This window comes from Allobosea robiniae (assembly GCF_900102525.1).
GTDB lineage: Bacteria > Pseudomonadota > Alphaproteobacteria > Rhizobiales > Beijerinckiaceae > Allobosea > Allobosea robiniae.
Map to the genome: position 1 here is coordinate 365,803 of NZ_FNBZ01000002.1, position 24,767 is coordinate 390,569.

Here is a 24,767-nt window from a genome sequence, read left to right on the forward strand (position 1 = left end):
TACGCGCCAAAGCGCGGTTTGTCGCAAGCTTTCGGGGCGGCACAGCCTTGCATGGGCCGCAAAAAGGCTGCTGCCCTTCCTCGTCACGATCATCTCGCCTAATGCTGTGCCATGAGCGACGCCGACGATTCCGCCCCCTCCGAAACGCCGATCGCGGAGCTGACGCCGCGCAAGGCGAAGGCCGAACACAAGCTGCTGGCCGCCGCGGTGCAGGCAGCGAACGACGCCTATTTCCAGGACGACCAGCCGATCATGGACGATGCGGCCTATGACGCGAAGCGTCGTCGGCTGGTCGCGCTGGAAGAAGCCTTTCCGGTGCTGAAGCAGGAGAGCGACGTCAGCGCCAAGGTCGGCGCCAAGCCTTCCGGCAAGTTCGCCAAGATCCGGCATCGCGTACCGATGCTCTCGCTCGACAATGCTTTCTCGGACGAGGCCGTGGCCGAGTTCGCTGGCCGCGTTTATCGCTTCCTCGGCCGCAAGGAGGAGGACGGCATCGCCTTCACCGCCGAGCCCAAGATCGACGGGCTGTCGCTGTCGCTGCGCTACGAGAAGGGCGAGCTGGTCGCGGCCGCGACGCGCGGCGACGGCGAGGAGGGCGAGGATGTCACGCTCAATGCCCGCACCATCTCCGAAATTCCCAAGACGCTCGCCGGGCCGGACGTGCCTGACGTCGCCGAGGTGCGCGGCGAGGTCTATCTAGGCCATGCCGATTTCGCCGGGATCAACGAGCGCCAGCGCGAGAAGGGGCTGCCCGAATTCGCCAATCCGCGCAATGCGGCGGCGGGCTCACTGCGTCAGCTCGATGTCAGCGTCACCGCCGCGCGGCCCTTGCGCTTCTTCGCCTATGCCTGGGGCGAGATGCCGGCCCTGCCGGCGCCGACGCAATCGGGCGTGGTCGAGGCTTTCAGGCGCTGGGGCTTCCGCACCAACCCGCTGATGAAGCGCTGCGAGAGCGTTGCCGAGCTGATCGCGCAATATCGGCTGATCGAGAGCCAGCGCGCCACGCTCGGCTATGATATCGACGGCGTCGTCTACAAGGTCGACGATCTCGCGCTGCAGGCGCGGCTCGGCTTCGTTTCGCGGGCGCCGCGCTGGGCGATCGCGCATAAATTCCCGGCCGAGCTGGCGACGACCGTGCTGGAGGCGATCGACATCCAGGTCGGGCGCACCGGCGCGCTTTCGCCGGTCGCGCGTCTGAAGCCGGTGACGGTCGGCGGCGTCGTCGTCACCAATGCGACGTTGCATAACGAGGATTATATCCGCGGTTTCGATTCCAAGGGGCTGCCGATCCGCGACGGCACCGATATCCGTATCGGCGACACTGTGACGGTGAAGCGGGCGGGCGACGTGATCCCGCGCGTCGAGGCGGTCGATCTTTCGAAGCGCCCGGCGGATTCGAAGCCCTACGAGTTCCCGACGCTCTGCCCGGCCTGCGGCAGCCATGCGACGCGGGAGCTCAACCCGCGCACCGGCAAGGAAGATGCCATCCGCCGCTGCACCGGCGGCCTGATCTGCCCGGCGCAGGCAGTCGAGCGCCTCAAGCATTTCGTCTCGCGCGACGCAATGGACATCGACGGGCTTGGCGACAAGCAGATCGAGTTCTTCCACGGCGATCCCGAGCTGCCCGTCAGGGAGCCAGCCGATATCTTTACGCTCGCCGCGCGCGATGCAGCCAATCCCTTGAAAAAGCTCAAGGCCAAGGAAGGCTTCGGCGCGCAGAGCGTCGCCAAGCTTTTCGATGCGATCGAGGACCGGCGTACCCCGCCGCTCAACCGCTTCATCTTCGGGCTCGGCATCCGCCATATCGGCGAAACGACGGCGCGTCTGCTGGCGCGGCATTACGGCTCGTTCGAGGCGCTGCGAGCGGCCGGCATCGCGGCAGCCGACGAGGCCTCGCCCGAGCGGCAGGAGCTCGACGCCATCGACGGCGTCGGGCCGACCGTGGTCGAGGCGCTGATCGAATTCTTCGGCGAGCCGCATAACGAGGAATTGCTCGACCGCTTGCTGGCGCAGGTCTCGCCCCAGCCGCTGGAGGCGGTGGCCTCGACCAGTCCGGTTGCCGGGAAGATCGTGGTCTTCACCGGCGCGCTGGAGCGGATGACCCGCGACGAGGCCAAGGCGATGGCCGAGCGGCTTGGCGCCAAGGTGGCAGGCTCGGTCTCGTCGAAGACCGACCTGCTCGTCGCCGGGCCGGGAGCGGGCTCGAAGCTGAAGGATGCCGCCAAGCATAGCGTCGAGGTGATCGACGAGGCCGGCTGGTTCGATCTGGTGGGTGGCTGAGGTCTACTCCGCCGCTTCCGCCGGCGGTGTGAACATCGCCACGGGAGAGGCCTCGCCCGCTGCCCGCACCTGGCTCGGGGCGAGGCCGGTGATGCGCTTGAAGGCGCGGCTGAACGAGGCTTCCGACTCGTAGCCGAGACGCTGGGCAACAACCGCGATGCGCAACTTGTCGCGAGCGAGCCACTGCCTCGCCTGATGCATCCGGACCTGCGCGACATAGCGGGCCGGCGTCTCGCCGACGACCTCGGCGAAGCGCTCGGCGAAGCCGGAGCGCGAGGCGCCCATCAGCTCGGCGAGGCTTTCGACCGTCCAGTCGGTTTCGGGATGGGCGTGGATCGCCGCCAGCACCTTGCCGACCGTCGGGCAGCGCGCTGCGGCGACCCAGCCCTTGGCGGCGCCGCAGCCGCCCTCGACCCAGGCACGGATGATCGCGGCGGCCAGCACGTCGGCGAGGCGTGCCAGCATGCCGCCGGCGCCGACCCGGTCCATCGCGACCTCGCGGCCCATCGCGTCGAGCAGATGCGGGATGCTGGGCTCATACGCGATGAAATCGCTCATCCGCATCAGGTCCGGCATCAACCGCAGCAATGGGTGATCGAGATCGACATTGAAGGTCATGCGGCCGGTGAAGACGAGCATATGCGCGCCGGCGCCGCCGCCCTCGACATCGAAGATGTTGCCATAGGCTTCCAGAACCCGGCAGTCGCAGGGTGGGGAGGCGACGACATCCGGCGAGCTCGCCAGGACATGGCCACCGCCGCGCGGCAGCAGCACGGCGTCACCGTCGGCGAGCTCCAGCCATTCGCCGGCCGGCGTCTTCAGCCAGCAGTGGCCGCGCGAGATGAAATGGAAATAGGCCTGATGGGTCGGCGGATAGACGACGCCCCAGGGCGCGGCCAATTGGCAGCGGCTGTAATCGACGCCGTCGAGCCGCAAGCCCCGGAGCATCTCGGTCAGGTGGTCGGCGGAAGCGGTCATGGCATTCCTGGACGAACGGTCATGAGATGCGGATGATATAGCATGGAAACTCCATGGGGCCACGCCCATCTTCCGGCGACCTGATGGAGACCCCCATGTCAGATTCCCTGTCTGCCACGACCCTTGAATTCGACGATACAGCCGAGGAGGCCCGCGACAAGCCGGCCTGGGCTGCCGTCACATCCCTGACCTTCGGCGTCTTTGGCCTTGTCACGGCCGAGTTCCTGCCGGCCAGCCTGCTCACCCCGATGGCGGCCGATGTCGGCGTCTCCGTCGGCGCCGCCGGGCAGGCGGTGACCGCGACTGCCGTCGTCGGCGCCATCGCGGGACTTGCCGCGGCAATCGTGACGCGCGGCATCGACCGGCGTCTCGTGATCTGGTCGCTAACCGGCCTGCTGATCGTTTCCAGCATCATCGCTGCCGTCGCCACCAACCTGACGACGCTGCTCTTCGCCCGCGTCCTGCTCGGCATCGGGCTCGGCGCCTTCTGGTCGATGGTCGCGGCGACCGCGATGCGGCTCGTGCCGCCCAGCGCGCTCCCCAAGGCGATGTCGCTGATCTTCGCCGGCGTCTCCCTCGCCACCGTCAGCGCCGCGCCGATCGGCGCCTATCTCGGCAACGTGATGGGCTGGCGCTTCGTGTTCTGGCTCTCGGCGCTGGTCGGGGTTGCCGCACTCGTCATCCAGATGGCGGTTCTGCCGCGGCTGCCGGCGCGGGGCTCGCCCGATATCCGCACGTTGTTCCGGCTGCTCGGCCAGCCCAGCATCGCGCTCGTGCTTGCCGGCATCGTCGTGGTGATCTCCGGGCATTTCGCCGGTTTCACCTATGTCCGCCCGTTCCTGGAGCAGATCCCGAAGCTCTCGGTCGAAGCGATCTCGCTCGTCCTGCTGGCCTATGGAATCGGCGGCTTCTTCGGCAATTTCGCGGGCGGGGCGATCACGGCGCGCAGCGCCAAGGCTTCGGTGATCTTCGGCGCCTTCCTGATCGCGCTGGTGGGCGTGAGCCTGCTCTTCGTCGGCGCGTCGCCGCTCGCTTCGGCCATCGCGGTCGGGCTCTGGGGTTTCGCCTTCGGAGCGCTGCCGGTCGGCTTCCAGACCTGGCTGGTGCGCGTCGCGCCGGAGGACGAGGCGGAATCGGCCGGCGGGCTGATCGTCGCGGCCTTCCAGATCGCGATCGCAAGCGGCGCCATCTTCGGCGGGCTCTTGGTCGATGGCTTCGGCACGCTCGGAGTCATCGCCTATGCGACCGTCGCGACGCTGGTTGGCGGAGCGGGCGTGCTGCTGCTGGGGTCGAAGAGCCCCGAACGCGTCGGCGCCAGCGCGGCCGCGCACGCGCTCTGAGGTTCTCTCCAGGAATGGCAAAACCGATCGGGCGCGTGATGCGCCCGATCACTTTTCTTCAAGACAGCAATGGGGCGAGAAGGTTTATGCTTGCACCATGGAAGCAGTCACCCAAGGTGAGACATTAGGCCTCGAACCGCTCGTCGCCGGCGAGCGAGCCAAGCTTTTTCCGGCCGAGCGCTTCGACGGGCTGGATTGCCTCGCCGCGACCTTCCGCCAGCACGCCTATGCGCCGCACCAGCACGACAGCTATGTGATGGGCGTCATCGAGGCCGGCTGCGAAACCTTCCGGGTTCGCGGCGCGCGCCACTATGCGCGGCCGGGTCAGATCACCTTCGTCAATCCGCTCGAGACGCATGATGGCGAGCCTTATGGCCCGGGCTACAGCTACCGGATGACCTATCCAGAGGTCGGGCTGATCCGCGAGGTCGCGGCTTCGCTCAGCGGCCGGGACGGGATCGGGACACCGTTCTTCCCACAGCCTCTGGTCGATGATGCCGAGGGGGCTGCGCTCTTCGCGGCGGCTCATCGCGCCATCGAGGATGGCGGGGACCTGCTGGCCGGCGAAGAAATGCTGCTGCGCTTCTACGCTCGCTGCCTGATGCATCATGCCGATCTCGCCGTGCGGCCGGTGGGCGTGGAGAGTGGGTCCGTCGCCCGTGCCCGCGAGGTCTTCGAGGCCCGCTATGAAGAAGACCTGTCGCTGGCCGATCTGGCGCGGCTCACCGGGCTGCCGCGCCACCACCTGATCCGGGCCTTCCGGCGCGAGACCGGTCTGACGCCGCATGCCTATCTGGTCGATGTTCGCGTACGGCGGGCGCGCGAGCGATTGCGGCGCGGCGAGATGCCCGGCGACGTCGCGGCGGCGACCGGTTTCTGTGACCAGCCGCATCTGACCCGCGCGTTTAAGGCCCGCTTCGGCGTCACGCCCGGTGCCTTCCGCGCGGCGCATGCCGCCTGAATCGGTTTTCGAGAGAACATTTCCATGTCCACGATGCGTGACGACATCAGGCGCGGCCTGAACGATATCTGGCCGGCCGCGGTCGCCGCAGCGCCGATCGGCCTGCTCTTCGGTGCGGTCGCCGCCAGCAAGGGGCTCTCGCCGCTCGAAGTCTTCCTGATGAGCATCATGGTCTTCGCCGGCGGGGCGCAGTTCGCCGCGATCGAGCTCTGGGCGAGCCCGGCGCCGGTCGCCGCGCTGGTGTTCTCGACGCTGCTCATCAATGCGCGCCATGTGCTGATGGGCGCGTCTCTGGCGCCCAAGCTCCAGGGCTTCAGCCGCTGGCAGAAATTCCTCGGCCTCTACTACATGGCCGACGAGAATTGGGCGCTGGCCGAGAAGCGCGCCCGCACCCACCGCCTGACGCCGGCCTACTGGTTCGCGATGGTCATCCCCTTCGTTGCGGGCTGGCTGATCAACTCGACGCTCGGCGCGATGATCGGCGCCGTGCTTGGCGATCCCAAGCGGCTCGGGGCCGATTTCGCCTTCACGGCGCTGTTCATCGCGCTCGTCGCCGCCTTCTGGAAGGGCCGCGTGACGTTCTGGACGGTCGCGGCCGCCGGCATCGCCTCGGCCGTGACCTATCGGCTGGCCGGGCCGCCCTGGCATGTCGCTGCGGGCGCACTCTGCGGGTTGCTGGCGGCATGGCTTGCGGCCGGAAGTGAAGAACAGCCGGTCACCGAGGAGGCCAAGGCGTGAGCGTCGATCCGATCAACCTCCTCGCCTTCCTCGGCATGGCGATCGTGACCTATTTCACGCGCGTCGCCGGGCTGGCGCTGGCCGGGCGGCTCAGCCTCTCGCCACGCGCGCAGGCCGCTTTCGACGCCATCCCGCCGGCTGTTCTGATCGCGGTGATCGCGCCGAGCGCGCTCGCGACCGGCTGGGCCGAGACGGCGGCGGCGGCGATCACCGCGCTTGCCGCGACGCGGTTGCCCTTGCTGGGCGTGGTGGCGGTCGGGGTTGTCGCGGTGGTCGGTTTCAGGATGGTGATGTGACGTTCTTGCCTTCTCGCCCTGAGGGGAGAAGGCAACCAATCACAACGGCCGGCAGGCCGCTTCCAGCCAGGCCTTCGCCTCGCCCTCGACCTGCGGCGAGAGCTTCTCCCAGACCTTGGCGTGGTAGGCGTCGATCCAGGCGATCTCGCCAGCATCGAGCGTGTCTTTCTCGATCAGGGCGCGCTCATAGGGGCACCAGGTGATGGTCTCGAAGCCGTAGATCACGCGCTCGGCCCCCGGAATCTGGCGCTCCTCGACGACGATCAGGTTCTCGATGCGGATGCCGTATTCGCCCTGCTTGTAGTAGCCGGGCTCGTTGGAGAGGATCATGCCCGGCTCCAATGGCGTGGTGCCGAGCTTGGAGAGACGCTGCGGCCCCTCATGCACCGAGAGATAGCTGCCGACGCCATGGCCGGTACCATGGTCGAAATCGAAGCCACCTTGCCAGAGCGGCAGCCGGGCGAAGGCGTCGAGCTGCGCGCCCGAGGTTCCCTTGACGAAGACCAGCCGCGAGATCGCGAGATGGCCCTTGAGCACGCGGGTATAGCGGTCGCGCATCTCCGGCGTCGGTGTGCCGATCACCATGGTGCGGGTGATGTCGGTGGTGCCGTCCTCGTACTGGCCGCCTGAATCGACCAGGAAGATGCCGGGCTCCAGCTTGCGGTTGGTCGCTTCGCTGACGCGGTAATGCGGCAGCGCAGCATTGGGGCCGGCGCCAGCGATGGTGGTGAAGGAGACGTCCTTGAGCAGGCCGGTCTTCAGTCGCTCGGCTTCGAGCGCGGCGACCGCATCGATCTCGGTCAGGCCGCCCTTCGGCGCTTCGCGCGCCAGCCAGGAGAGATAGCGCACCATGACGGCGCCGTCGCGCAGATGGGCATTGCGGGCGCCGTCGAGCTCGGCTGCGTTCTTGCGCGCCTTCATCAGGGCGATCGGGTCGGTGCCGGCATCGGGCGTGCCGCCGGCCTCGCGGATCAGGGTCGCGAGCGCCGAAGCTGCGGTCGTCGCATCGAGCCGGACCTTGGCCTTGCTGGCACCGAGTTTCGCGATCTGTTTATCGAGATCAGCCGGAGGGGCGATCTCGCCGACCGCGCCGATCGCATCGCCGGCCTCGTTGGTGATCTTCTCCGGCGCGAGGAAGACGGTCGGCCGGCCCTCGCGCGGGACGATGGAATAGCCGAGCGGCAGCGGCGTGTGCTCGACATCGCCACCGCGGATGTTGAAGATCCAGGCCAGCGCATGCGGATCGGAGACGACGAGCGCGTCGACCTTGGCGTCGGTCAGCGCCTTCTGGATGCGGGCGAGCTTCGAGACGCTGTCCTCGCCGGCGAAAGCGGCCGGATGGGCCTTGACCGGCGCCGTCGGCGGGGCCGGGCGATCGCTCCAGAGCGCGTCGATCGGGTTGGCCTTGACCGCGACGAGGCTGCCGCCGGCTGCTGCCGCTGCCTTTTCGAGGCGGGCGAGGCCGTCCACCGTATGCAGCCAGGGATCGTAGCCGAGCTTGCCGCCAGTCGGCAGGTTCTGCTCGACCCAGCGCTCCAGCGGCGTCTCCTCCATGCGAACCGGCGTGACGATCTTGGTGTCGGTCTGCTCGGCCGACTGGATGGTGTAGCGGCCGTCGACGATCAGCGCGGCCTTGTCGGCCAGTACCACGGCGTTGCCGGCCGAGCCGGTGAAGCCGGTCAGCCATGCCAAACGGGCCATATGGGCCGGGACATATTCGCCCTGGTGCTCGTCCGCGCGCGGGATGATGAAGCCGTCGAGCCCCTGCGCGGCCAGCGTCTTGCGCAGGGCGGCGACACGGCCGGCAACCAGCCTGGGGTCGCTCGGTTCGGAAAAGGACTGGAAGCGGCAGGTCGGCAGGGTCGAATCGGTCATGGCGGGGTCCGGCACAGAATTGCGCCATGGTCGCCTCGCACCAGCAAAAGCGCCAGCGCAAATCCGTCGGTTTGGAGATGCCTGTTTGGTAGGGCCGCGCTGCCTCCGCGTTCCGCATTGTGCCGATTGGTTATGCAATCGACGCAAACATTAATGGATATGGACGGATCGCATGCGTTTTCTGCATATCTTGCATATGCGAACACATCTTCTCGCAAGTGCGAAATGACCCCATCTTGATCGCATAAGAGAACGAGGAAGCGACCGGGACTGTCCTTCGTTTTTCGGAGATAGACCCATGACCTACGTGTTGAACAATGCCGACGTGCTGCCCGTACCGGTTCGGACCAGGACCGAGACCCGCGCCAGCAAGCCGGGCCTGATGCAGCGCTTCTATGCCGCGCTCGTCGCGAGCCGCGAGCGTTCCGCAGACCGCCAGTTGCGTGCCCGCAACCTCCTCGTCAACGAGGCTGAGATCGTGCTGGGCGGCTTCCCGTCCGCGACGCTGTCGAGCGACGTCTCGCTGCCTTTCAACCGCTGAATTCACACTGCCGCGGCCTTCGAGCCGCGCAGCTGACACCCTTCAAGGACCTTCATCATGATCGCCATCATCAAGCATATCGTCGAACAGATTGCCGACGCCGCGAAGTTCACTGCCGCCGTCTGGCACGATGCCCGCAGCCTGCAGGCCGAGGCCGAGAAGAAGTACGGCTATATCGGCTTCTGAGCCGAGCGAGTAACGATCTCGCGCTTCCCCGGAAGCGCCGGAGGTCAGGCAAGGCGGCGCGGCCTCGGGGCTGCGCCGCCTTTTTTCATGACCAGCGTCGCCCAGCCTTCGCGCAGCGAATGGCTGGCGAGGTGGACGCCCTGGTGCCGGTAGGCCGAGACCACGCCAGCCACGTCCATCGCCAGCAGGCCGGACAGGATCAGCGTGCCGTTCGATGAGAGCACGCGGGCGATCGACGGGGCGAGGCGCTTCAGCGGGCCGGCCAGAATATTGGCGAAGACGAAGTCGAAATGGCCGGGGCGCCAGGCCTTGGCATGGCGCAGGCCCGGCGCGACATAAAGATCCAGCGCGTTCGGTGCATGGTTGAGCCGGGCGTTATGAGCGGAGACTTCGACCGCGACCGCGTCGATATCGCCGGCGACGACCTTGCGCTTGATCTGCTTGGCGAGCGCCAGCCCGAGAATGCCGGTGCCGGTGCCGACATCGATGGCGTGGCGCGGGCGGCGCTTCTTCAGTTCGGCGTCGAGCGCGAGCAGGCAGCCGGCGGTGGTGCCGTGATGGCCGGTGCCGAAGGCCAGCGCGGCCTCGATCTCGATCGCGATATCGTTGGTCCGGACGACGTGCCGGTCATGCGCGCCATGGACGAGGACGCGGCCGGCGCGGACAGGCTTCAAGCCGTCGAGGCTGTTGGCGACCCAATCCTTGGTGTTCACCGTCGTGAAGGGTGTTGTATCGACGAGCGCGCCGACGATCGGGCGCAGCAGATCGCGCACTGCATCCTCATCGGGCGGGTTGGCGAAATAGATCTCCACCTTCCACGGGATGTTCATCGAGAGCGTGGTGATGCCGTCCTCGACCTCGAAGGCCGAGATCGCCGTCTCGGTGGGGTCGAAGATCTCGCCGAGCAATTCGGTGAGGGCCCGGGCCTGTTCGCCCGAGGTGGAGAGTTCGAGGACGGTCGCGACCGTCGCTGGCAGGAGGCCTTCGCGCATGGCGCGGGCTTAGCAGGCGCATCCGCCGCTGTCATCGGAAATGGCCGGGGACGGCGTAGCTAAACCCTGCGTTCAGCATTCCCTGCTACCGGCAGGCCATGACGGCCTCGACGCGCGTGATCATCCTGAAGGCAAGCCTCGCGACAGCGCTGTCGATCGTGGCTTCGCTCGGCCTGGCGTTGACCGTCGTGCCGATGCTTGGCGGGGTCGTGGACGGCACCGCCTGGCTGATGTGTATCCTCTGTCCGCTATTGATCGCCTGGCCGGCCAGCGCCTGGCAATTCCGGCAGGCACAGCGCCTGAAGGACGCCCATGGCGAGATCGCGCGACTGCACGGCGCGTTGTCTGCGGCGCATGAGACCTTGCTGGAAAGGGCGCGCCGCGACGGCCTGACCGGGCTCCTGAACCGCGAAAGCTTTCTTGCCGACCTGAAGCAGGCGATGACGCCGGGCGGCAGGGGAACCCTGCTTTTCATCGACGCCGATCACTTCAAGCAGGTCAATGACCGCTTCGGCCATCCGGTTGGCGACGACGCCTTGCGCAGGCTGGCGCAGGCGATTGCGGGCGCGGTGGGCGCGAGCGGCTTCTCAGGGCGGCTCGGCGGCGAGGAATTCGCGGTCTATCTCCCGCGCACCGTCCTGACGGAGGCGGAGGCCGTCGCGAAGCAGGTTCTCGATGCGGTTCGGCGCCTCCGGATCGAGGCACCGGGCGGCGAGCCGGTCAGCCTGACCGTGAGCATCGGTGCCGCCGGCTGGGCCGGCGGCACGACAATCGAGCATTTGATCGCCGAGGCCGATGCGCAGCTCTACCGCGCAAAGATGCAGGGCCGGAATCGGGCCGCCTGTGCCTTGAACATGGCTGCGGTGGCCTGAGGAGCGCCTGCGTCAGGCGTGTTGCGCGTTCAGCGCCGCAAAGACCTGGCTGAAGCTGCCGGTCGCCTCGGCGAAGCGCAGCGGCTTGCAGCGCTCGACGATGACCTCGCCGGCCTCCGGCTGCGTTTCGAGGATCGTCATCACCTCGCTGGTGAAATCGGCGAGCGGCATCGCGGCCGGATCGACCGCCTGATGCGGGCCGAGCAGCTCGGTCTGCACATAGGGCGGGGCGATCTCGATCACCTCGACCGATGTGTCCTTGAGCTGCTCGCGCAGGCCGATCGACCAGGAATGGATCGCGGCCTTGGTCGCGCTGTAGGTCGGGGTCGCCGCCAGCGGCACGAAGGCGAGGCCCGACGAGACGGTCAGGACCGTGGCGCGCGGCTGCTTCAGGAAATGCGGCAGCAGCGCCGTCGTCAGGCGGATCGGCCCGAGCAGGTTGGTCGCGATCGTCTCCTCGGCGATGGCGAGATTGTCGGCGGCCGGGACGTTCTCCGGCTTCATGATGCCGGCATTGTTGATGACGGCGTTCAGACTCGGGAAGCGCTCGACCGCCTGCCGGGCGAAGGCTGCGATATCGGCCTCGTCCTGGATATCGAGCAGCATCGATTCCATGCCGGGATTGGCAGCGGTGACCGCATCGAGCACGGCTTCGCGGCGTCCGGCAATGACGACCTTGTTGCCCTTGGCGTGCAGCGCCTCGGCGAGCGCGCGGCCGATGCCCGAGCCGCCGCCGGTGATGAGGATGGTGTTTCCGGAAATCTTCATGGCAAAGCCTTCTCGTGGTTGCGTGAAACGAGATGGCGCCGATACTCTTCATTGGAAAGAAGGCGCTCGAAAGTGCCATACGCACCAAAAGGAGAGTGTAAGATGCAGGCGATCCGGACCGCGATGGCGGCGATGCATCAGCGCAGCGAGGCGATCCCTCCGGTCAGCCCGGCGGTGGAATCGCTGGTGCGGCAGGTCATCGCGCAGGTCGCTGACAAATGGACGATGCTGGTGCTGGAGGCGCTTGAGGAGCATGGCACGCTGCGCTTCACCGAGGTCGGCCGGATCGTCGGTGGCATCAGCCAGAAGATGCTGACCAAGACATTGCGCGAGATGGAGCGCGACGGGCTGGTCGTGCGCACCGTCCACCCGGTGATCCCGCCGCATGTCGATTACACGCTGACGGAACTCGGGCGCGAGCTCAGCGCTGCTTTCTGCGGGGTCTGGACCTGGGCCGAGACCTACTATGCCGAGGTTTCGGCAGCGCGAAAAGCCTTCCGCGAGCGGGAGGAGGCTTAAGCGCCGGCGTGGCCGGCGTCGCTCCTGCATGGTTTCGTAGGTCAGGCTGAGGCCGCCCCGCCTGTCCTGCGCAGGTAGACGATCTGGGCGCCGATCCCGATGACGAGTGCGGCCAGAATGCCCGCCTGCACCCCGAGCAGGAGCGGGGATTTCAGGTCGGTGACGAAGGGATGGCCATCCGGGACGCGGCGCAGGATCTCGGTGGCCGTCGGCAGCATGAGCAGGAAGGCCGTCACGCTCAGGACGATTGTCTCGACATAGGCGACGGCGCGCGCGGGGAGCGGGGTCCGGCCGATAGTGTAGCCGATGCCGAGCAGCAGGAGCGTCAGCGCGCCGATGACGTGACCGGCAGGCATATGCGTGACGAAGAAGACCGTGACGGCGCCGATCAGCATCGAGATGAGGTAGACGATGCCCGCCGTCGAGCGCGGCACGATCCGGCCATGGACCGCGAACATATAGGCTGCTGCGGGGATGGCCGGCAGGCTGCCCAGCGTATGGACCCAGCCGAGCGGGGTGATGCCAAACATGAGAATGTCCTTTTGTCGAAGGTTGCGCCTGTCGCCGCGCGCGAGGGCGTCTGGGATGCAGGAATGTCTATCTACTAATAGGTAGGTTTTTGTGGCGCGCTTCATTCTTCGGGGCGGTGAGGTTCAGTGTCGTGCCATCAGGCGCTCCAGCAGCGGGCGGGTGATGACACCAAAGATCGCCGGGTCGCCATAAGCGCGAGCTGAAAGCATCGCGCCGTGGACCCCCGCCATGAAAGCCTCCGCTTCGGACCTGGCCGTCCCGGTGAAACGCAGGTCGCGCTGTGCCGCGCCACGTTCGAGGACCGAGGCCAGCCAGGCGGAGAGGGCTCGGAAATGGGTGCGGACTTCCAGGGTGACGTCCTGCGGAAGGACCGGGATCTGGCTGGCGAGAAGCGCGCAAAGGCAGAACGGAGCGCTCGAATCGGCGATGCAGGCCTCCCAATAGCCGATATAGGCCTGCAGTTGCCGAGCCGGATCGGGAACCTGCTGCTCCAGAGCGGCGATGCCGGCCTCGGCCTCCTCCCGGTATCGGGCGACGAGCGTGCGGACGAGATCGGACTTGCTGGGGAAATGGTGGTGGATGCTCGCATTGCGAATGCCGACCACCTTCGCGATGTCGGCATAGCTGAAGCCGTTATACCCACCCTGGATCAGGAGGGAGCGGGCGCAGCGCAGGATTTCGTCGGATGTCGAGCCGGTCATGATCCATATCTACCTACTAGTAAGTAGGCAATCAAGCCAGGTCACGGCTTTGTGCAGATGGCTCAGCCCGCCTTCTGCACGAACGAGTCCAGCACCATCTTCCGCCCGGCCTTGTCGAAATCGACGGTCAGCTTGTTGCCGTCGACGCTGGCGACCGAGCCGGGGCCGAACTTGACGTGGAAGACGCGGGCGCCGGTGCCGTAAGCGGATTCGCCTGATGATTTCGCCGTCAGCTCGCCCTCGATCATGAGCGGGCCGCGCTGGCGTGAGGAGTTACCGAAACCGCCCTGGCCGAAGCCGCGGCCGCTTTCCGAGAAGCCGCTGCCGCCGCCGCTGTTCTTCGCCCGGTTCTCCTGCGCACGCTGCCAGCCCGGCGTGTTGTAGCTGGAGCCGAAGCTCTCCATTCGGTCGAAGCGCGAGGCGCCGTAGCCGCCCTGCGAATAGCTGCTCGCTGCCTGCTCGACCTCGACATGCTCCTCCGGCAGTTCGTCGATGAAGCGGGAGGGCAGGCTGGTCTGCCAGAGGCCGTGGATGCGCCGGTTCGAGGCGAAATAGAGCTTCAGCTTCTTGCGGGCGCGGGTGAGGCCGACATGGGCGAGGCGGCGCTCCTCCTCCAGGCCGGCGCGGCCGCTCTCGTCGAGCGCGCGCTGGTTCGGGAACAGGCCTTCCTCCCAGCCGGGCAGGAAGACCGTGTCGAATTCCAGCCCCTTGGCGGCGTGCAGCGTCATGATCGAGGCGCGGGCCTCGGCCTCGCCATCGGCGACATCCATCACCAGCGAGACGTGTTCGAGGAAGGACGGCAGGTCGGGAAACTCGTCGAGCGAGCGGACGAGTTCCTTGAGGTTTTCCAGGCGCCCGGCCGCATCGGCCGAGCGGTCCTTCTTCCACATCTCGGTATAGCCGCTCTCTTCCAGAACCAGCTCGGCGAGCTCGCCCTGCGGCATATGCTCGGCGCGGGTCGACCAGCGGCCGAAGGCATCGACCAGCTCGCGCAGCGCGGTACGGGCCTTGGGCTTCAACTCGTCGCTCTCGACGGCGGCGCGGGCCGACTGCATCAGCGAGAAGCCGGTGGCGCGGGCATGGTTGTGCAGGAGCTGGACCGTCGCGTCGCCGAGGCCGCGCTTGGGTACATTGACGATGCGCTCGAAGGCGAGGTCGTCGGTGGCTGAGACGACGCATCGCAGATAGGCGAGCGCATCGCGGATTTCGGCGCGCTCGTAGAAGCGCGGGCCGCCGATGACGCGATAGGGCACGCCGGCCTGGACGAAGCGCTCCTCGATTTCGCGCATCTGCGCGGAGATGCGCACGAGCACCGCGACCTGGCCGAGATCCTGGCCCTTCGCCTGCATCGCCTCGATCTCGTCGGAGATCAGGCGGGCTTCCTCCTGGCTGTCCCAGGCGCCGGTGATGGTGACCTTCTCGCCGAGCGCGTCCTCGGTGCGCAGCGTCTTGCCGAGACGGCCCTCGTTGCGGGCGATCAGCTTCGAGGCCGTGGCGAGGATATGGCCGGTCGAGCGGTAGTTGCGCTCCAGCCGGATCACGGTCGCGCCCGGAAAATCGTGCTCGAAGCGCAGGATGTTGTCGACCTCGGCGCCGCGCCAGCCATAGATCGACTGGTCGTCGTCGCCGACGCAGCAGATGTTGCGGCGGCCCTGAGCCAGCAGGCGCAGCCAGAGATACTGCGCCGTGTTGGTGTCCTGGTACTCGTCGACGAGGATGTAGCGGAAGCGGTCGTGATAGGTCTGGAGCACGTCCGGATAGTCGCGGAACAGCGTCAGGCAATGCAGCAGCAGATCGCCGAAATCGACGGCGTTCAGCGCCTTCAGCCGCTCCTGATAGGCGGCGTAGAGCTTGCCGCCCTTGCCATGGGCGAAGACCGCGGCCTCGCCCGCCGGCACGTCCTTGGGCGCGAGGCCGCGGTTCTTCCAGCTATCGATGAAGCCCGCCAGCATGCGGCCGGGCCAGCGCTTCTCGTCGATGTTCTCGGCCTGGATCACCTGCTTCATCAGGCGGATCTGGTCGTCGGTGTCGAGGATGGTGAAGTCGCTGCGCAGGTCGAGCAGTTCGGCATGGCGGCGCAGGAGCTTGGCCGAGATCGAGTGGAAGGTGCCGAGCCATGGCATGCCCTCGGCGACCGGGCCGACGAGATGGGCGACGCGCTCCTTCATCTCGCGCGCCGCCTTGTTGGTAAAGGTCACGGCGAGGATCTGCGAGGGATAGGCGCGGCTGGTCGAGATCAGGTGGCCGATGCGGGTGGTCAGCACGCGGGTCTTGCCGGTGCCGGCACCGGCGAGCACCAGTACGGGACCGTCCGTCGCCTCGACCGCCTGGCGCTGCTCCGGGTTCAGCCCCGCCAGATAGCCGGCCGCAGGCTGCGCGGCAGCGCGCGCGGCGAGGCCGCCGGGGCGAGGCGGGGGAGCGGAAAAAGGATCGGTCTCGGACAAGGGTGCGCGGTGCTCGTGCGTGATTCGTTCTCCGGCGAATATAGGGCGTCGATGTCAGGATTGCGCCCTGCCGGAGCGATCATTTTATACTCCGCTCCACAGGGAGGTGGCAGCATCCCCCCGCCTATCGGCTCAGCGCGCCGGCAGCAGGTATTTCAGGCCCTGCGTGAAGCCGCGCGGCGCGACGCTGAGGTGATCCTCATCGTCGAGGACGACGGACTTCAGATTCAAGCTCGGATATTTCCGGCCGCGCAATGCGGCTTCGAGAGCCCGGTTGTCGGCGACCATATCGACCGTCTGGTTGTAGCGCCGGTCGCCTTTGCGTTGCGCCTCATAGGCGCCGACATAGAGATAGACCTTGGCCGGCAGGTCCTTGCTCCGGGCGGCGTAGCGCGCTTCCAGCTCCAAAGCGTGGCGCTTGTCGTACCAGAGCGAGGGGCTGCCGAGGATATAGCCGCTGAACAGGCCGGGCTCGGTGAACAGGATCTGCGCGCCCAGCAGGGAGCCGTAGGAATGGCCGAGAAAGAGCGCCCTGGCGGGATCGGCTCGATAGCGGGCGGCGATGAACGGCTTCACCTGATCGCGGAGATAGGTCTGATAGGCTGGCCCCTGGCCGTGAACCGCGCCGGCCGGTGCTGTGCGCGGCCCGTTCGGTGTCGGCGTGTAGTCGCGCCGGCGGCTGACAGCGCCATCCTCGCCCTTGGCATAGGACAGCCCGACCAGGATGAATTCCTCCACCTTGGGTCCTTCGAGGTTCAGGCGGCGGCTGATCTGGCGGAGGATCGGGAAGGCATAGTCGGCGTCGGTGACGTAGAGCACCGGATAACGCCGCTGCGGCTCCTTCGCATAGGAGGGCGGCAAGGCGACGAAAACCTGATAGCCGCGGCGCGAGACCGGATCGGGCACGTCCCAGACCTCGCTGTCAGCAATTTCGTAGGGGCGGCCGTCACCTGCCTGAACCTTCAGAACCGATTGGGCCTGGGCGTGCGCCGGAGCGACGGAGGCACTGAGGCCGGCGATGAGGGCAATCAGCAGGGTATTCGAAAGGCGTCGCTGCACGTGAGATCTCCGTCGTCACGCACCGGTCGCAGCGCGCGGGGCGAGGTGAGGGAGGAACTCGGGCAGCAATCGGGCGGATTCGCAATCGGCGGATGCCGGCATAGTCTGGTGGTTAACGACGCGGATCGGAGGGAAGGCCATGGCGCAGATGCCGCACGCCGATCAGGTGACCAATCAGGTGCCGGTGCTGGCTGATTACGACGCCTTCGGCGCCGATCCGGTGCTGCCGGGGATCGTTTCTGCCTTCGGTGCCGATTGGGCGCGTGAGCGATTGCATGAGGCGGGGCGCACGGTCGGCTCGGCACGGGTGCAGGAACTGGCCTGGCTTGCCAATCGCTACACGCCTGAACTGAAAGCCTTCGACCGCTTCGGCAACCGCATCGACGAGATCGGCTTTCATCCGGCCTGGCACGAGTTGATGGGGCTCGCCATCGGGCAGGAGACGCATGCGCTCGCTTGGAACCGTCCCGAGCTGGGCGCGCAGGTGGCACGGGCGGCCATGCAATATCTCTGGTACGGCGCGGAAAGCGGCATCTGCTGCCCGATCAGCATGACCTATGCTGCCGTGCCGGTGCTGAAGCAGGACGCGGCTTTGTGGGAGCAGTGGGGCTCGCTCGTCATCTCGAATCGTTACGACCCGCGGCAGGGGCCGGCGCATCTGAAGACGGGCGCGACCGTCGGCACGGCGATGACGGAGACGCAAGGCGGCTCGGATCTGCGCCAGACCCAGACCGTGGCCGAGGATAATCGCGATGGGACGTGGTCGCTGCATGGCCGGAAGTGGTTCTTCTCGGTGCCGCATTCCGACGTCTTCCTGACGCTGGCGCGGACGGGCGAGGGCATCTCCTGCTTCGTCGTGCCAGGGTGGCTGCCGGATGGGACGCGCAACGGCGTCGCGATCCAGCGGCTCAAGGACAAGGTCGGCAATCGCTCCAATGCCTCTTCGGAAGTTGAGTTCAGGGGCACGATCGGCCATCTCATCGGCGAGAAGGGGCGGGGCATCCGCACCGGTCTTTCGATGAACCACAATTCGCGGCTCGACATCGCGGCGGCCTCGTCCGGGCTGATGCGGATGGCGGTGTCGCTCGCGGCGCATCACGCCCAGCATCGCCGCGCCTTCCAGAAGGCGCTGATCGACCAGCCGATCATGCAGAACGTATTGGCCGATATCGCCATCGAGGCGGAAGCCGCGGCCTGGCTCGCCTTCCGGCTGTTCGCGGCGCTCGACCGGCAGGAGATATCCGCAAGCGAGAAGCTGCTGGCGCGGGTTGGCGCGCCGATCGCGAAATACTGGATCACGCGGCGCGCGCCCGCCGTCGTCACCGAGGCGCTGGAATGCCATGGCGGCAACGGCTTCATCGAGGAAAACCCGATGGCGCGGCTCTATCGCGAAGCGCCGCTCAACGCGATCTGGGAAGGCTCCGGCAATGTCATCTGCCTCGACGTGCTGCGCTCGCTGGCGCGTGAGGAGGGGGCGGTCGATGTGCTGCGGGCGGAATTGATGGCGGCTGCGGGCGCAGACCGGCGCTATGACTTGGCGCTGAAGCGTTTGGAGAGCGAATTGCCGGAGATGATGCGCAACGAAGGGCAGGCGCGGCGGTTGACGGAGCGGCTTGCGCTGATGCTGCAGGGCTCGTTGCTGCTGCGCTTCGCGCCGGCCGCCGTGGCGGATGCTTTCATCGCGACGCGATTGGGCGGCGGCTGGTTGGGCCAGTTCGGCGATCTGCCACCGGGTGTGGACGCCGCGGCGCTGGCGCGACGAGCCGTGCCGACTGCCTGAAACGTCATGCCCGGGCTTGACCCGGGCATCTCTTCATCGCTTTTCTGTTATGAGATGCCCGGGTCGAGCCCGGGCATGACGGTGTTGTCAGGCCGCTTCCGGTTCGAAATCCATCGCCACGCCGTTGATGCAGTAGCGCAGGCCGGTGGGTGGCGGGCCGTCCGGGAAGACGTGGCCGAGATGGCCGCCGCAATTGGCGCAATGCACCTCGACGCGGACCATGCCGAACTTGCGGTCCTCGCTGGTCTCGACCGCGCCTTCCAGCGGCTGGTCGAAGCTTGGCCAGCCGGTGCCGCTCTCGAATTTCTTGCCCGATCTGAACAGCTTCTGGCCGCAGCCGGCGCAGGAGAAGGTGCCGGCGCGCTTCTCGTAATTGAGCGCGCAGGAGCCGGCCCGCTCCGTGCCATGGCCGCGCAGGACCTGATACTGCTCCGGCGTCAGCCGCTCGCGCCACTCGGCGTCCGTTAGCCGGAAGGGGAAACTCTCGTCCTGCTTCTTCTGTTCGCCGAACATGCTCATCAGACCCATTGCGATCTCCTTGTCAGCGGGGCGGCGCCTCATCGGCTTTCGTGCCCCAATATGGCGCTTCGCATCCGAGATTTCAGCCCTGTCGAATCCAGGCAGCCTCACGATGCCGTGGCAGTGGAGCGCAAGCCGTCACCTGACCGTCACGCGACTCCTCTAGCAGCCCGGCCACCCGCAAAGGGAGGAAAACCGGTGACGCAACAGGCGACCCAAACGGCCCGCGCAGCCCGCCGCATGACCAGCTCCGGTCTGGGGCAGGCCGTCCGGCGCAGCAAGACGCTGTCCAAGGCCGGCCTACTGGAATGGCTGTTCGCCCGCGCCTTTTCCGGCCTGGTCTATCCGCAGATCTGGGAGGACCCCGTCGTCGACATGGCGGCACTCGGGCTCAAGGCCGACGACCATGTCGTGGCGATCGCGTCCGGCTCCTGCAACATCCTCTCCTATCTGACGGCGGCGCCTATCCGGGTCAGCGCGGTCGATCTCAACGCCACCCATATCGCGCTGGGCCGCCTCAAGCTCGCGGCGCTGGCGCGGATGGAGCGGCAGGAGGATTTCCTGCGCTTCTTCGGCCGGGCGAAGGATAGTGCCAATGTCGCGCTCTACGACCGCGAGATCGCCGGTCATCTCGATGCCGTCTCGCGCGGTTACTGGGAGGGGCGGGGGCTGAACGGGCGGCGCCGGATCAATCTCTTCGCTCGGGGTTTCCACCGCTACGGGCTGCTCGGCCGCTTCATCGGCACGGGCCATATGCTGGCGCGGCTGCTCGGTGGTAATCCCAAGGCGATGCTGGCGGCGCGCGACCGGGCCGAGCAGCGGGCGCTCTACGACAGGCATCTCGCGCCGGTCTTCGAGCGCAGGTTGATCCGCTGGCTGGTGCGCCAGCCGGCCTCGCTCTACGGGCTGGGCATCCCGCCGGCGCAGTACAAGGCGCTGTCCGCCGATGGCGAGGACGGCATTCTCGGTGCGCTGAAGCTCCGGCTGGAACGGCTGGCCTGTGATTTCGACCTCAAGGACAACTATTTCGCCCAGCAGGCTTTTGGCCGGCGCTATGGCGAGGGGCCGGATGCAGCCTTCCCGCCTTATCTCCAGTCGGAACATTTCGCGGCGGTGAAGGCGCGTGCCTCGGACGTGTCCTATCGCCAGAGCGCGGTCACGGGCTTCCTGGAGGGCGAGCCGGCCGAGAGCTGCGACGCCTATGTGCTGCTCGATGCGCAGGACTGGATGAACGACGCCGATCTGACAGCGTTGTGGTCGCAGATCACGCGCACGGCCCGGCCGGGCGCGCGGGTGATCTTCCGCACGGCGGCCGACGAGAGATTGCTGCCCGGCCGCGTGCCCGCGGCGATCCTCGACCAGTGGCATTACGAGGAGGAGACGAGCCGCGAGCTCTGCCGGCAGGACCGCTCGGCGATCTATGGCGGCTTCCACCTCTATGTCCTGAAGGGCCAGGGCCGGTGAGCGCGACGGAGACACCGGCCGGCCCGGCCGCCGGGCTGATGGATCGGATCTACCGGCACCAGCGCCATATCTACGATGCCAGCCGGAAATTCTATCTGCTCGGCCGCGACCAGCTCATCGACGGGTTGCAGCCCCCGGCCGGCGCGACCGTGCTGGAGATCGGCTGCGGCACCGGACGCAACCTGATCCGGATCGCCCGGCACTATCCGGATTGCGCCTGCTACGGGCTCGACGTTTCCAGCGCGATGCTGGCGACGGCGAAGATATCGGTCGCAAAGGCGGGTCTCGATGACCGGATCCGGCTTGCCCAGGCCGATGCCACCGCTTTGGATCCTCAAGTGCTGTTCGGCCTTGCCGGCTTCGATCGGATCGTCATCTCCTATGCGCTGTCGATGATCCCGCCCTGGCAGGGGGTCGTCGCCGAGGCGCTGCGCCGGCTCGATGCCGGCGGCTCGCTGCATATCGTCGATTTCGGCGATCAGGCCGGATTGCCGGGGCCGTTCAAGGCCGTGCTGCTGCGCTGGCTCGCGCTGTTCCATGTCACGCCGCGGGAGAACCTGCCGCAGGCCGTGCGGGCCATTGCCGAAGCGGCCGGGGCCGATTGCCGGCTTGACGCGCCCTATCGCGGTTATGCGGTGCATGCCGTCGTCACGCACTGCTGGGCGGCGTAGCGGCACGCCGCGTGAATGCCTATGCTGCCGGCGATGGATTCAGCCGACCCCTCCGACGAAAGCCGCTTCGAGGTTCTCCGCGACCGGCTGCGCCAGCTCTATCACGGCCGCTCGCCCGCCGCGTTGCGCTTCCAGGCGGTGACGACGGTCGTCGATCTCCTGATCATCGCCTTCTTCATCCTGACGCCATTGCTCAGGGAGAACGCGGCCTTCCTCTGGATCGACTATTCCGTCGCGGTGATCATGGTCGCCGAGATCGCGGCGCGCCTGCTGGCCTCGACCAACATGCTCAGGCTGCTGCGCCAGCCGACGATGCTGCTCGACCTCTTCATCCTCCTGACGCTGCTCATGCCGCAATGGCTGGAGAATTTCGGCTTCCTGCGCATCCTCAGGCTGTGGTCGCTGTCGCATAAGGGCATCGTCTGGGCCCAGTTCCGCGAAACCCGTTTCCGCGAATGGGAGAATGTGGTCCGCGCGCTCGGCAATATCGCGACCTTCCTCTTCGTGGTGACCGGCTTCGTCTACACCTTCTTCTTCCGGCAGGAGGGCGGGCTGGAGAGCTACGTCCAGGCGCTCTACTTCACGGTCGCGACGGTGACCACGACAGGGTTCGGTGACGTGGTCCTGCCGGGCATCGCCGGCAAGCTGACCTCGATCCTGGTGATGATCGTCGGGATCACGCTGTTCGTGCGCCTGGCGCAGGCGCTGTTCCGCCCGAACAAGGTGCTGTTTCCCTGCCCGGAATGCGCGCTCCAGCGCCACGAGCCCGACGCGGTGTATTGCAAGGCCTGCGGGCACAAGCTCAAGATTCCCGACGACGACCCCTGACGCGGCGATCGTTCAATGCCGGGTTTCGGTCTCGGTCTCGCGCTCTTCAGCCGTGTCCTCGACCCGGATCGCTGATTTCCGGGGCATGCCGATGATGCGGCCGATCGTGACCGGCAGCGGCATCATGCTGTGCGCGGCCTTCATCAGGGCGATGTTGGCGAGGATATCGGCCGGGAAGGGCGTGACCTTGCGGCTGATCATGTCGACATGCAGCGACAGGTTCTCGCTGGTCGCCGCAAGCCAGCCCTCGTTGGCATGCCGCATCTCGAGATAGTAATGCAGGCGCTTGTCGTCGAAGGCGATGAGCTGCGCGGTGATGCGGACGAGATCGCCCTCGGTCAACTCGCGCTTGTAGAGGATGTGGCACTCCGCCGCGAAGGTGGAGGCGTGGCGCGTCTCGACATAGTCGCGGGTGAGGCCCACCAGCGAGAAGACCTCGTCGACCGCGCGGTCGAACAGCACATGGTAATAGGCCATGTTGAGATGGCCGTTATAGTCGATCCATTGCGGCTCGACCCGCATCGCCGAGGAGACGAAGGGAGCGAAGAACAGCGCCGGGGCGCGCGTATCGTGTTTCATGATCGCCTCCCTGACAGGCGCCTCGTTCAAGGGCCGGCGGCATTATTGCCGCTGCCCATTTCATCGTCGCATGATCTAGTATGCATCGCTCGCAAGCGGCGTCAGCATCTTGGACCGGCCAGTATGGCAGGACCATGTCGAAGCGTAACCAATTGCGAAACCGATCTGTTCCAAGTCTAAGCGCCCAACCTGGATGTTGACAATGAGCCTGCCCAGCGCCGCCCCTCATGCCAGCCCTGCCTCCGCCGCAGTGCTGCCGCCCTCGCCGGAGGCGATCGCAGCGGTGACGCAGGCGCTGGCCGCGAGCTTCGGCAACCGGCTGGTCACCAGCCTGGCGGTGCGCCAGCAGCACGGCCATACGCTGACCTGGATCCCGAACCAGCCACCGGATGCGGTGGTGTTCCCGCAGAGCACGGACGAAGTCTCCGAGATCGTGAAGCTCTGTGCCGCCCATGGCGTGCCCGTCATCGCCTTCGGCACCGGCACTTCGCTGGAGGGCCATGTCAACGCCGTCTTTGGCGGCGTCTGCATCGACATGTCGCAGATGAAGCGGATCATCGCGGTTCATGCCGAGGATCTCGACGTCGTCGTCGAGGCCGGCGTCACCCGCAAGGAGCTCAACGAGCATCTGCGCGACCAGGGCCTGATGTTCCCGATCGATCCCGGCGCCGACGCCTCGATCGGCGGCATGGCGGCGACGCGCGCCTCCGGCACCAATGCGGTCCGCTACGGCACGATGAAAGACAATGTCCTGGCGCTGACCGCGGTGATGGCCGATGGCTCGGTCGTCAAGACCTCGACGCGGGCCCGCAAGACCTCGGCCGGCTACGACCTCACCCGCCTGCTGGTCGGCTCGGAAGGCACGCTCGGCATCATCACCGAGGTGACGCTGAAGCTGCACGGCATCCCGGAGGCGGTCTCTGCCGGCGTCTGTCCGTTCCCTTCGGTGAAGGCGGCCTGCGACGCGACGATCCTGACGATCCAGACCGGCCTGCCGGTGGCGCGCATCGAACTGCTCGACGACGTGATGATCCGCGGCGTCAATCTGCACGCCAAGCTTGGCCTGGCCGAGACGACGATGCTGTTCGTGGAGTTCCACGGGACCGAAGCGGGCGTGAAGGAGCAGTCCGAGCGCTTCGGCGAGATCGCGGCGGAATTCGGTGGCGGCCCGTTCGAATGGGCGACCAAGGCGGAAGACCGCTCCAAGCTCTGGCAGGCGCGCCATGACGCCTATTGGGCGGCGAAGGCCCTGCGCCCCGGCTTCGATTCGGTCGCGACCGATGTCTGCGTGCCGATCTCCCGCCTGGCCGAATGCGTCGAGGAGACCAAGCGCGACATCGAATCCACGGGCCTGATCGCGCCGATCGCCGGGCATGTCGGCGACGGCAATTTCCACACGCAGCCGCTGGTCGATCTCGCTGATGCCGCCGAGGTCGAGCGGGCGCAGGGCTTCATCGACCGGCTGGTGAAGCGGGCGCTCGCGATGGGCGGCACCTGCACCGGCGAGCATGGCGTCGGTCAGAAGAAGATGAAGTATCTCGAGCTGGAGCACGGGGTCGAGGCGCTCGCGGTGATGCGGGTGCTGAAGCGGTCGCTCGACCCGCGCAATATCCTCAATCCCGGAAAAATCGTCGCCCTGTGATGTCGTTACGGCTTGCGCCCTTGGTTTCCTTCGCCGAAATGTCGTGATCTCGCCGCGACTTGCGGGCAGGATGGGATATTCCGGCGCAGACCGTCCTTGCGACGAAACGGACCCGCCATTCCGGGGCAACTGCGGAATGGCGGCGTGGTTCGGTCGCAAGGTCGGGGCAGGCTGAAAAACGGCGCCGCTCCACGAGCGACAGG

24 protein-coding genes are annotated in these 24,767 nt (G+C 67.0%); 14 read left to right on the plus strand and 10 right to left on the minus strand.

Features of this window, described 5'->3' with window-relative positions; genetic code table 11:
* Positions 1–111 precede the first annotated feature (111 nt).
* A complete protein-coding gene (ligA, locus tag BLQ70_RS07385) occupies positions 112–2,280 on the plus strand; it encodes an NAD-dependent DNA ligase LigA (protein WP_091856448.1) in 2,169 nt (722 codons plus the stop codon).
* Between the two features lie 3 nt (positions 2,281–2,283).
* Here ligA and BLQ70_RS07390 read toward each other — a convergent pair whose 3' ends face one another.
* Positions 2,284–3,258 (minus strand): AraC family transcriptional regulator, encoded by a 975-nt coding sequence (locus BLQ70_RS07390; RefSeq protein ID WP_244492790.1) that lies wholly within the window; start codon positions 3,256–3,258, stop codon positions 2,284–2,286.
* 95 nt (positions 3,259–3,353) lie between these two features.
* Here BLQ70_RS07390 and BLQ70_RS07395 point away from each other — a divergent pair, with 95 nt between their 5' ends.
* From BLQ70_RS07395 to BLQ70_RS07410, 4 genes are all read left to right on the plus strand, one after another.
* Entirely contained in the window at positions 3,354–4,598 is a 1,245-nt protein-coding gene (locus BLQ70_RS07395) for an MFS transporter (protein WP_091856449.1), read from the plus strand.
* A 97-nt stretch (positions 4,599–4,695) separates the two neighbouring features.
* Positions 4,696–5,559 carry an AraC family transcriptional regulator gene (locus BLQ70_RS07400; RefSeq protein ID WP_170843336.1) on the plus strand — a complete coding sequence of 288 codons (864 nt, stop codon included), beginning with the start codon at positions 4,696–4,698 and terminating at the stop codon, positions 5,557–5,559.
* A gap of 24 nt (positions 5,560–5,583) precedes the next feature.
* On the plus strand, positions 5,584–6,297 hold the full coding sequence (locus BLQ70_RS07405) for an AzlC family ABC transporter permease (protein WP_091856451.1): 714 nt from the start codon (positions 5,584–5,586) through the stop codon (positions 6,295–6,297).
* Entirely contained in the window at positions 6,294–6,593 is a 300-nt protein-coding gene (locus BLQ70_RS07410) for an AzlD family protein (protein WP_061966795.1), read from the plus strand. The genes BLQ70_RS07405 and BLQ70_RS07410 overlap by 4 nt, the downstream gene beginning before the upstream one ends.
* Positions 6,594–6,632: 39 nt before the next feature.
* On the opposite strand, the gene BLQ70_RS07415 is transcribed toward BLQ70_RS07410, so the two are convergent.
* On the minus strand, positions 6,633–8,468 hold the full coding sequence (locus BLQ70_RS07415; RefSeq protein ID WP_091856452.1) for an aminopeptidase P family protein: 1,836 nt from the start codon (positions 8,466–8,468) through the stop codon (positions 6,633–6,635).
* A 298-nt stretch (positions 8,469–8,766) separates the two neighbouring features.
* On the opposite strand from BLQ70_RS07415, the gene BLQ70_RS07420 reads away from it, so the two are divergent.
* Together BLQ70_RS07420 and BLQ70_RS26125 are read left to right on the plus strand one after the other, a co-directional pair.
* Positions 8,767–9,009 (plus strand): hypothetical protein, encoded by a 243-nt coding sequence (locus BLQ70_RS07420; RefSeq protein ID WP_061966797.1) that lies wholly within the window; start codon positions 8,767–8,769, stop codon positions 9,007–9,009.
* Between the two features lie 57 nt (positions 9,010–9,066).
* The gene (locus tag BLQ70_RS26125; protein ID WP_274532863.1) at positions 9,067–9,195 is read left to right on the plus strand and encodes a hypothetical protein; all 129 of its coding nucleotides are present in this window, start codon (positions 9,067–9,069) and stop codon (positions 9,193–9,195) included.
* Positions 9,196–9,239: 44 nt separating this feature from the next.
* On the opposite strand, the gene BLQ70_RS07425 is transcribed toward BLQ70_RS26125, so the two are convergent.
* Positions 9,240–10,187, minus strand: a complete 948-nt coding sequence (locus BLQ70_RS07425; protein WP_091856453.1) for a 50S ribosomal protein L11 methyltransferase — start codon at positions 10,185–10,187, stop codon at positions 9,240–9,242.
* A gap of 98 nt (positions 10,188–10,285) precedes the next feature.
* On the opposite strand from BLQ70_RS07425, the gene BLQ70_RS07430 reads away from it, so the two are divergent.
* Positions 10,286–11,059, plus strand: coding sequence for a GGDEF domain-containing protein (locus BLQ70_RS07430; RefSeq protein WP_091856454.1), 774 nt, complete (start codon positions 10,286–10,288; stop codon positions 11,057–11,059).
* 12 nt (positions 11,060–11,071) lie between these two features.
* Here the strand turns inward: BLQ70_RS07430 and BLQ70_RS07435 are convergent, their stop codons facing one another.
* Entirely contained in the window at positions 11,072–11,827 is a 756-nt protein-coding gene (locus BLQ70_RS07435; RefSeq protein WP_091856455.1) for an SDR family oxidoreductase, read from the minus strand.
* Positions 11,828–11,929: 102 nt separating this feature from the next.
* On the opposite strand from BLQ70_RS07435, the gene BLQ70_RS07440 reads away from it, so the two are divergent.
* The gene (locus BLQ70_RS07440; RefSeq protein WP_091856456.1) at positions 11,930–12,346 is read left to right on the plus strand and encodes a winged helix-turn-helix transcriptional regulator; all 417 of its coding nucleotides are present in this window, start codon (positions 11,930–11,932) and stop codon (positions 12,344–12,346) included.
* Between the two features lie 41 nt (positions 12,347–12,387).
* Here BLQ70_RS07440 and BLQ70_RS07445 read toward each other — a convergent pair whose 3' ends face one another.
* From BLQ70_RS07445 to BLQ70_RS07460, 4 genes are all read right to left on the minus strand, one after another.
* On the minus strand, positions 12,388–12,876 hold the full coding sequence (locus BLQ70_RS07445) for a hypothetical protein (protein ID WP_091856457.1): 489 nt from the start codon (positions 12,874–12,876) through the stop codon (positions 12,388–12,390).
* Between the two features lie 123 nt (positions 12,877–12,999).
* Positions 13,000–13,578 (minus strand): TetR/AcrR family transcriptional regulator, encoded by a 579-nt coding sequence (locus tag BLQ70_RS07450; RefSeq protein ID WP_091856458.1) that lies wholly within the window; start codon positions 13,576–13,578, stop codon positions 13,000–13,002.
* 62 nt (positions 13,579–13,640) lie between these two features.
* Positions 13,641–16,022 carry an ATP-dependent helicase gene (locus BLQ70_RS07455; RefSeq protein ID WP_091856459.1) on the minus strand — a complete coding sequence of 794 codons (2,382 nt, stop codon included), beginning with the start codon at positions 16,020–16,022 and terminating at the stop codon, positions 13,641–13,643.
* 132 nt (positions 16,023–16,154) lie between these two features.
* The gene (locus tag BLQ70_RS07460; RefSeq protein ID WP_091856460.1) at positions 16,155–17,081 is read right to left on the minus strand and encodes an alpha/beta hydrolase; all 927 of its coding nucleotides are present in this window, start codon (positions 17,079–17,081) and stop codon (positions 16,155–16,157) included.
* A 139-nt stretch (positions 17,082–17,220) separates the two neighbouring features.
* Here BLQ70_RS07460 and BLQ70_RS07465 point away from each other — a divergent pair, with 139 nt between their 5' ends.
* Positions 17,221–18,861: an acyl-CoA dehydrogenase family protein gene (locus BLQ70_RS07465; protein WP_244511935.1), complete on the plus strand. Its 1,641-nt coding sequence runs from the start codon at positions 17,221–17,223 to the stop codon at positions 18,859–18,861.
* Between the two features lie 87 nt (positions 18,862–18,948).
* On the opposite strand, the gene msrB is transcribed toward BLQ70_RS07465, so the two are convergent.
* Entirely contained in the window at positions 18,949–19,380 is a 432-nt protein-coding gene (gene msrB / locus BLQ70_RS07470; RefSeq protein WP_244511954.1) for a peptide-methionine (R)-S-oxide reductase MsrB, read from the minus strand.
* Between the two features lie 240 nt (positions 19,381–19,620).
* Between msrB and BLQ70_RS07475 the strand changes: the two genes are divergently transcribed.
* The 3 genes from BLQ70_RS07475 to BLQ70_RS07485 are packed head-to-tail and all read left to right on the plus strand — an operon-like array spanning position 19,621 to position 22,343.
* A complete protein-coding gene (locus tag BLQ70_RS07475; protein ID WP_091856461.1) occupies positions 19,621–20,844 on the plus strand; it encodes a BtaA family protein in 1,224 nt (407 codons plus the stop codon).
* A complete protein-coding gene (locus BLQ70_RS07480; RefSeq protein ID WP_425284563.1) occupies positions 20,841–21,515 on the plus strand; it encodes a class I SAM-dependent methyltransferase in 675 nt (224 codons plus the stop codon). The genes BLQ70_RS07475 and BLQ70_RS07480 overlap by 4 nt, the downstream gene beginning before the upstream one ends.
* A 33-nt stretch (positions 21,516–21,548) precedes the next feature.
* Positions 21,549–22,343: a potassium channel family protein gene (locus BLQ70_RS07485; RefSeq protein WP_061967251.1), complete on the plus strand. Its 795-nt coding sequence runs from the start codon at positions 21,549–21,551 to the stop codon at positions 22,341–22,343.
* Positions 22,344–22,355: 12 nt separating this feature from the next.
* Here BLQ70_RS07485 and BLQ70_RS07490 read toward each other — a convergent pair whose 3' ends face one another.
* Positions 22,356–22,922, minus strand: a complete 567-nt coding sequence (locus tag BLQ70_RS07490; protein ID WP_061967252.1) for a thioesterase family protein — start codon at positions 22,920–22,922, stop codon at positions 22,356–22,358.
* Between the two features lie 202 nt (positions 22,923–23,124).
* On the opposite strand from BLQ70_RS07490, the gene BLQ70_RS07495 reads away from it, so the two are divergent.
* Positions 23,125–24,564 carry an FAD-binding oxidoreductase gene (locus BLQ70_RS07495; RefSeq protein WP_091856462.1) on the plus strand — a complete coding sequence of 480 codons (1,440 nt, stop codon included), beginning with the start codon at positions 23,125–23,127 and terminating at the stop codon, positions 24,562–24,564.
* Positions 24,565–24,767 lie beyond the last annotated feature (203 nt).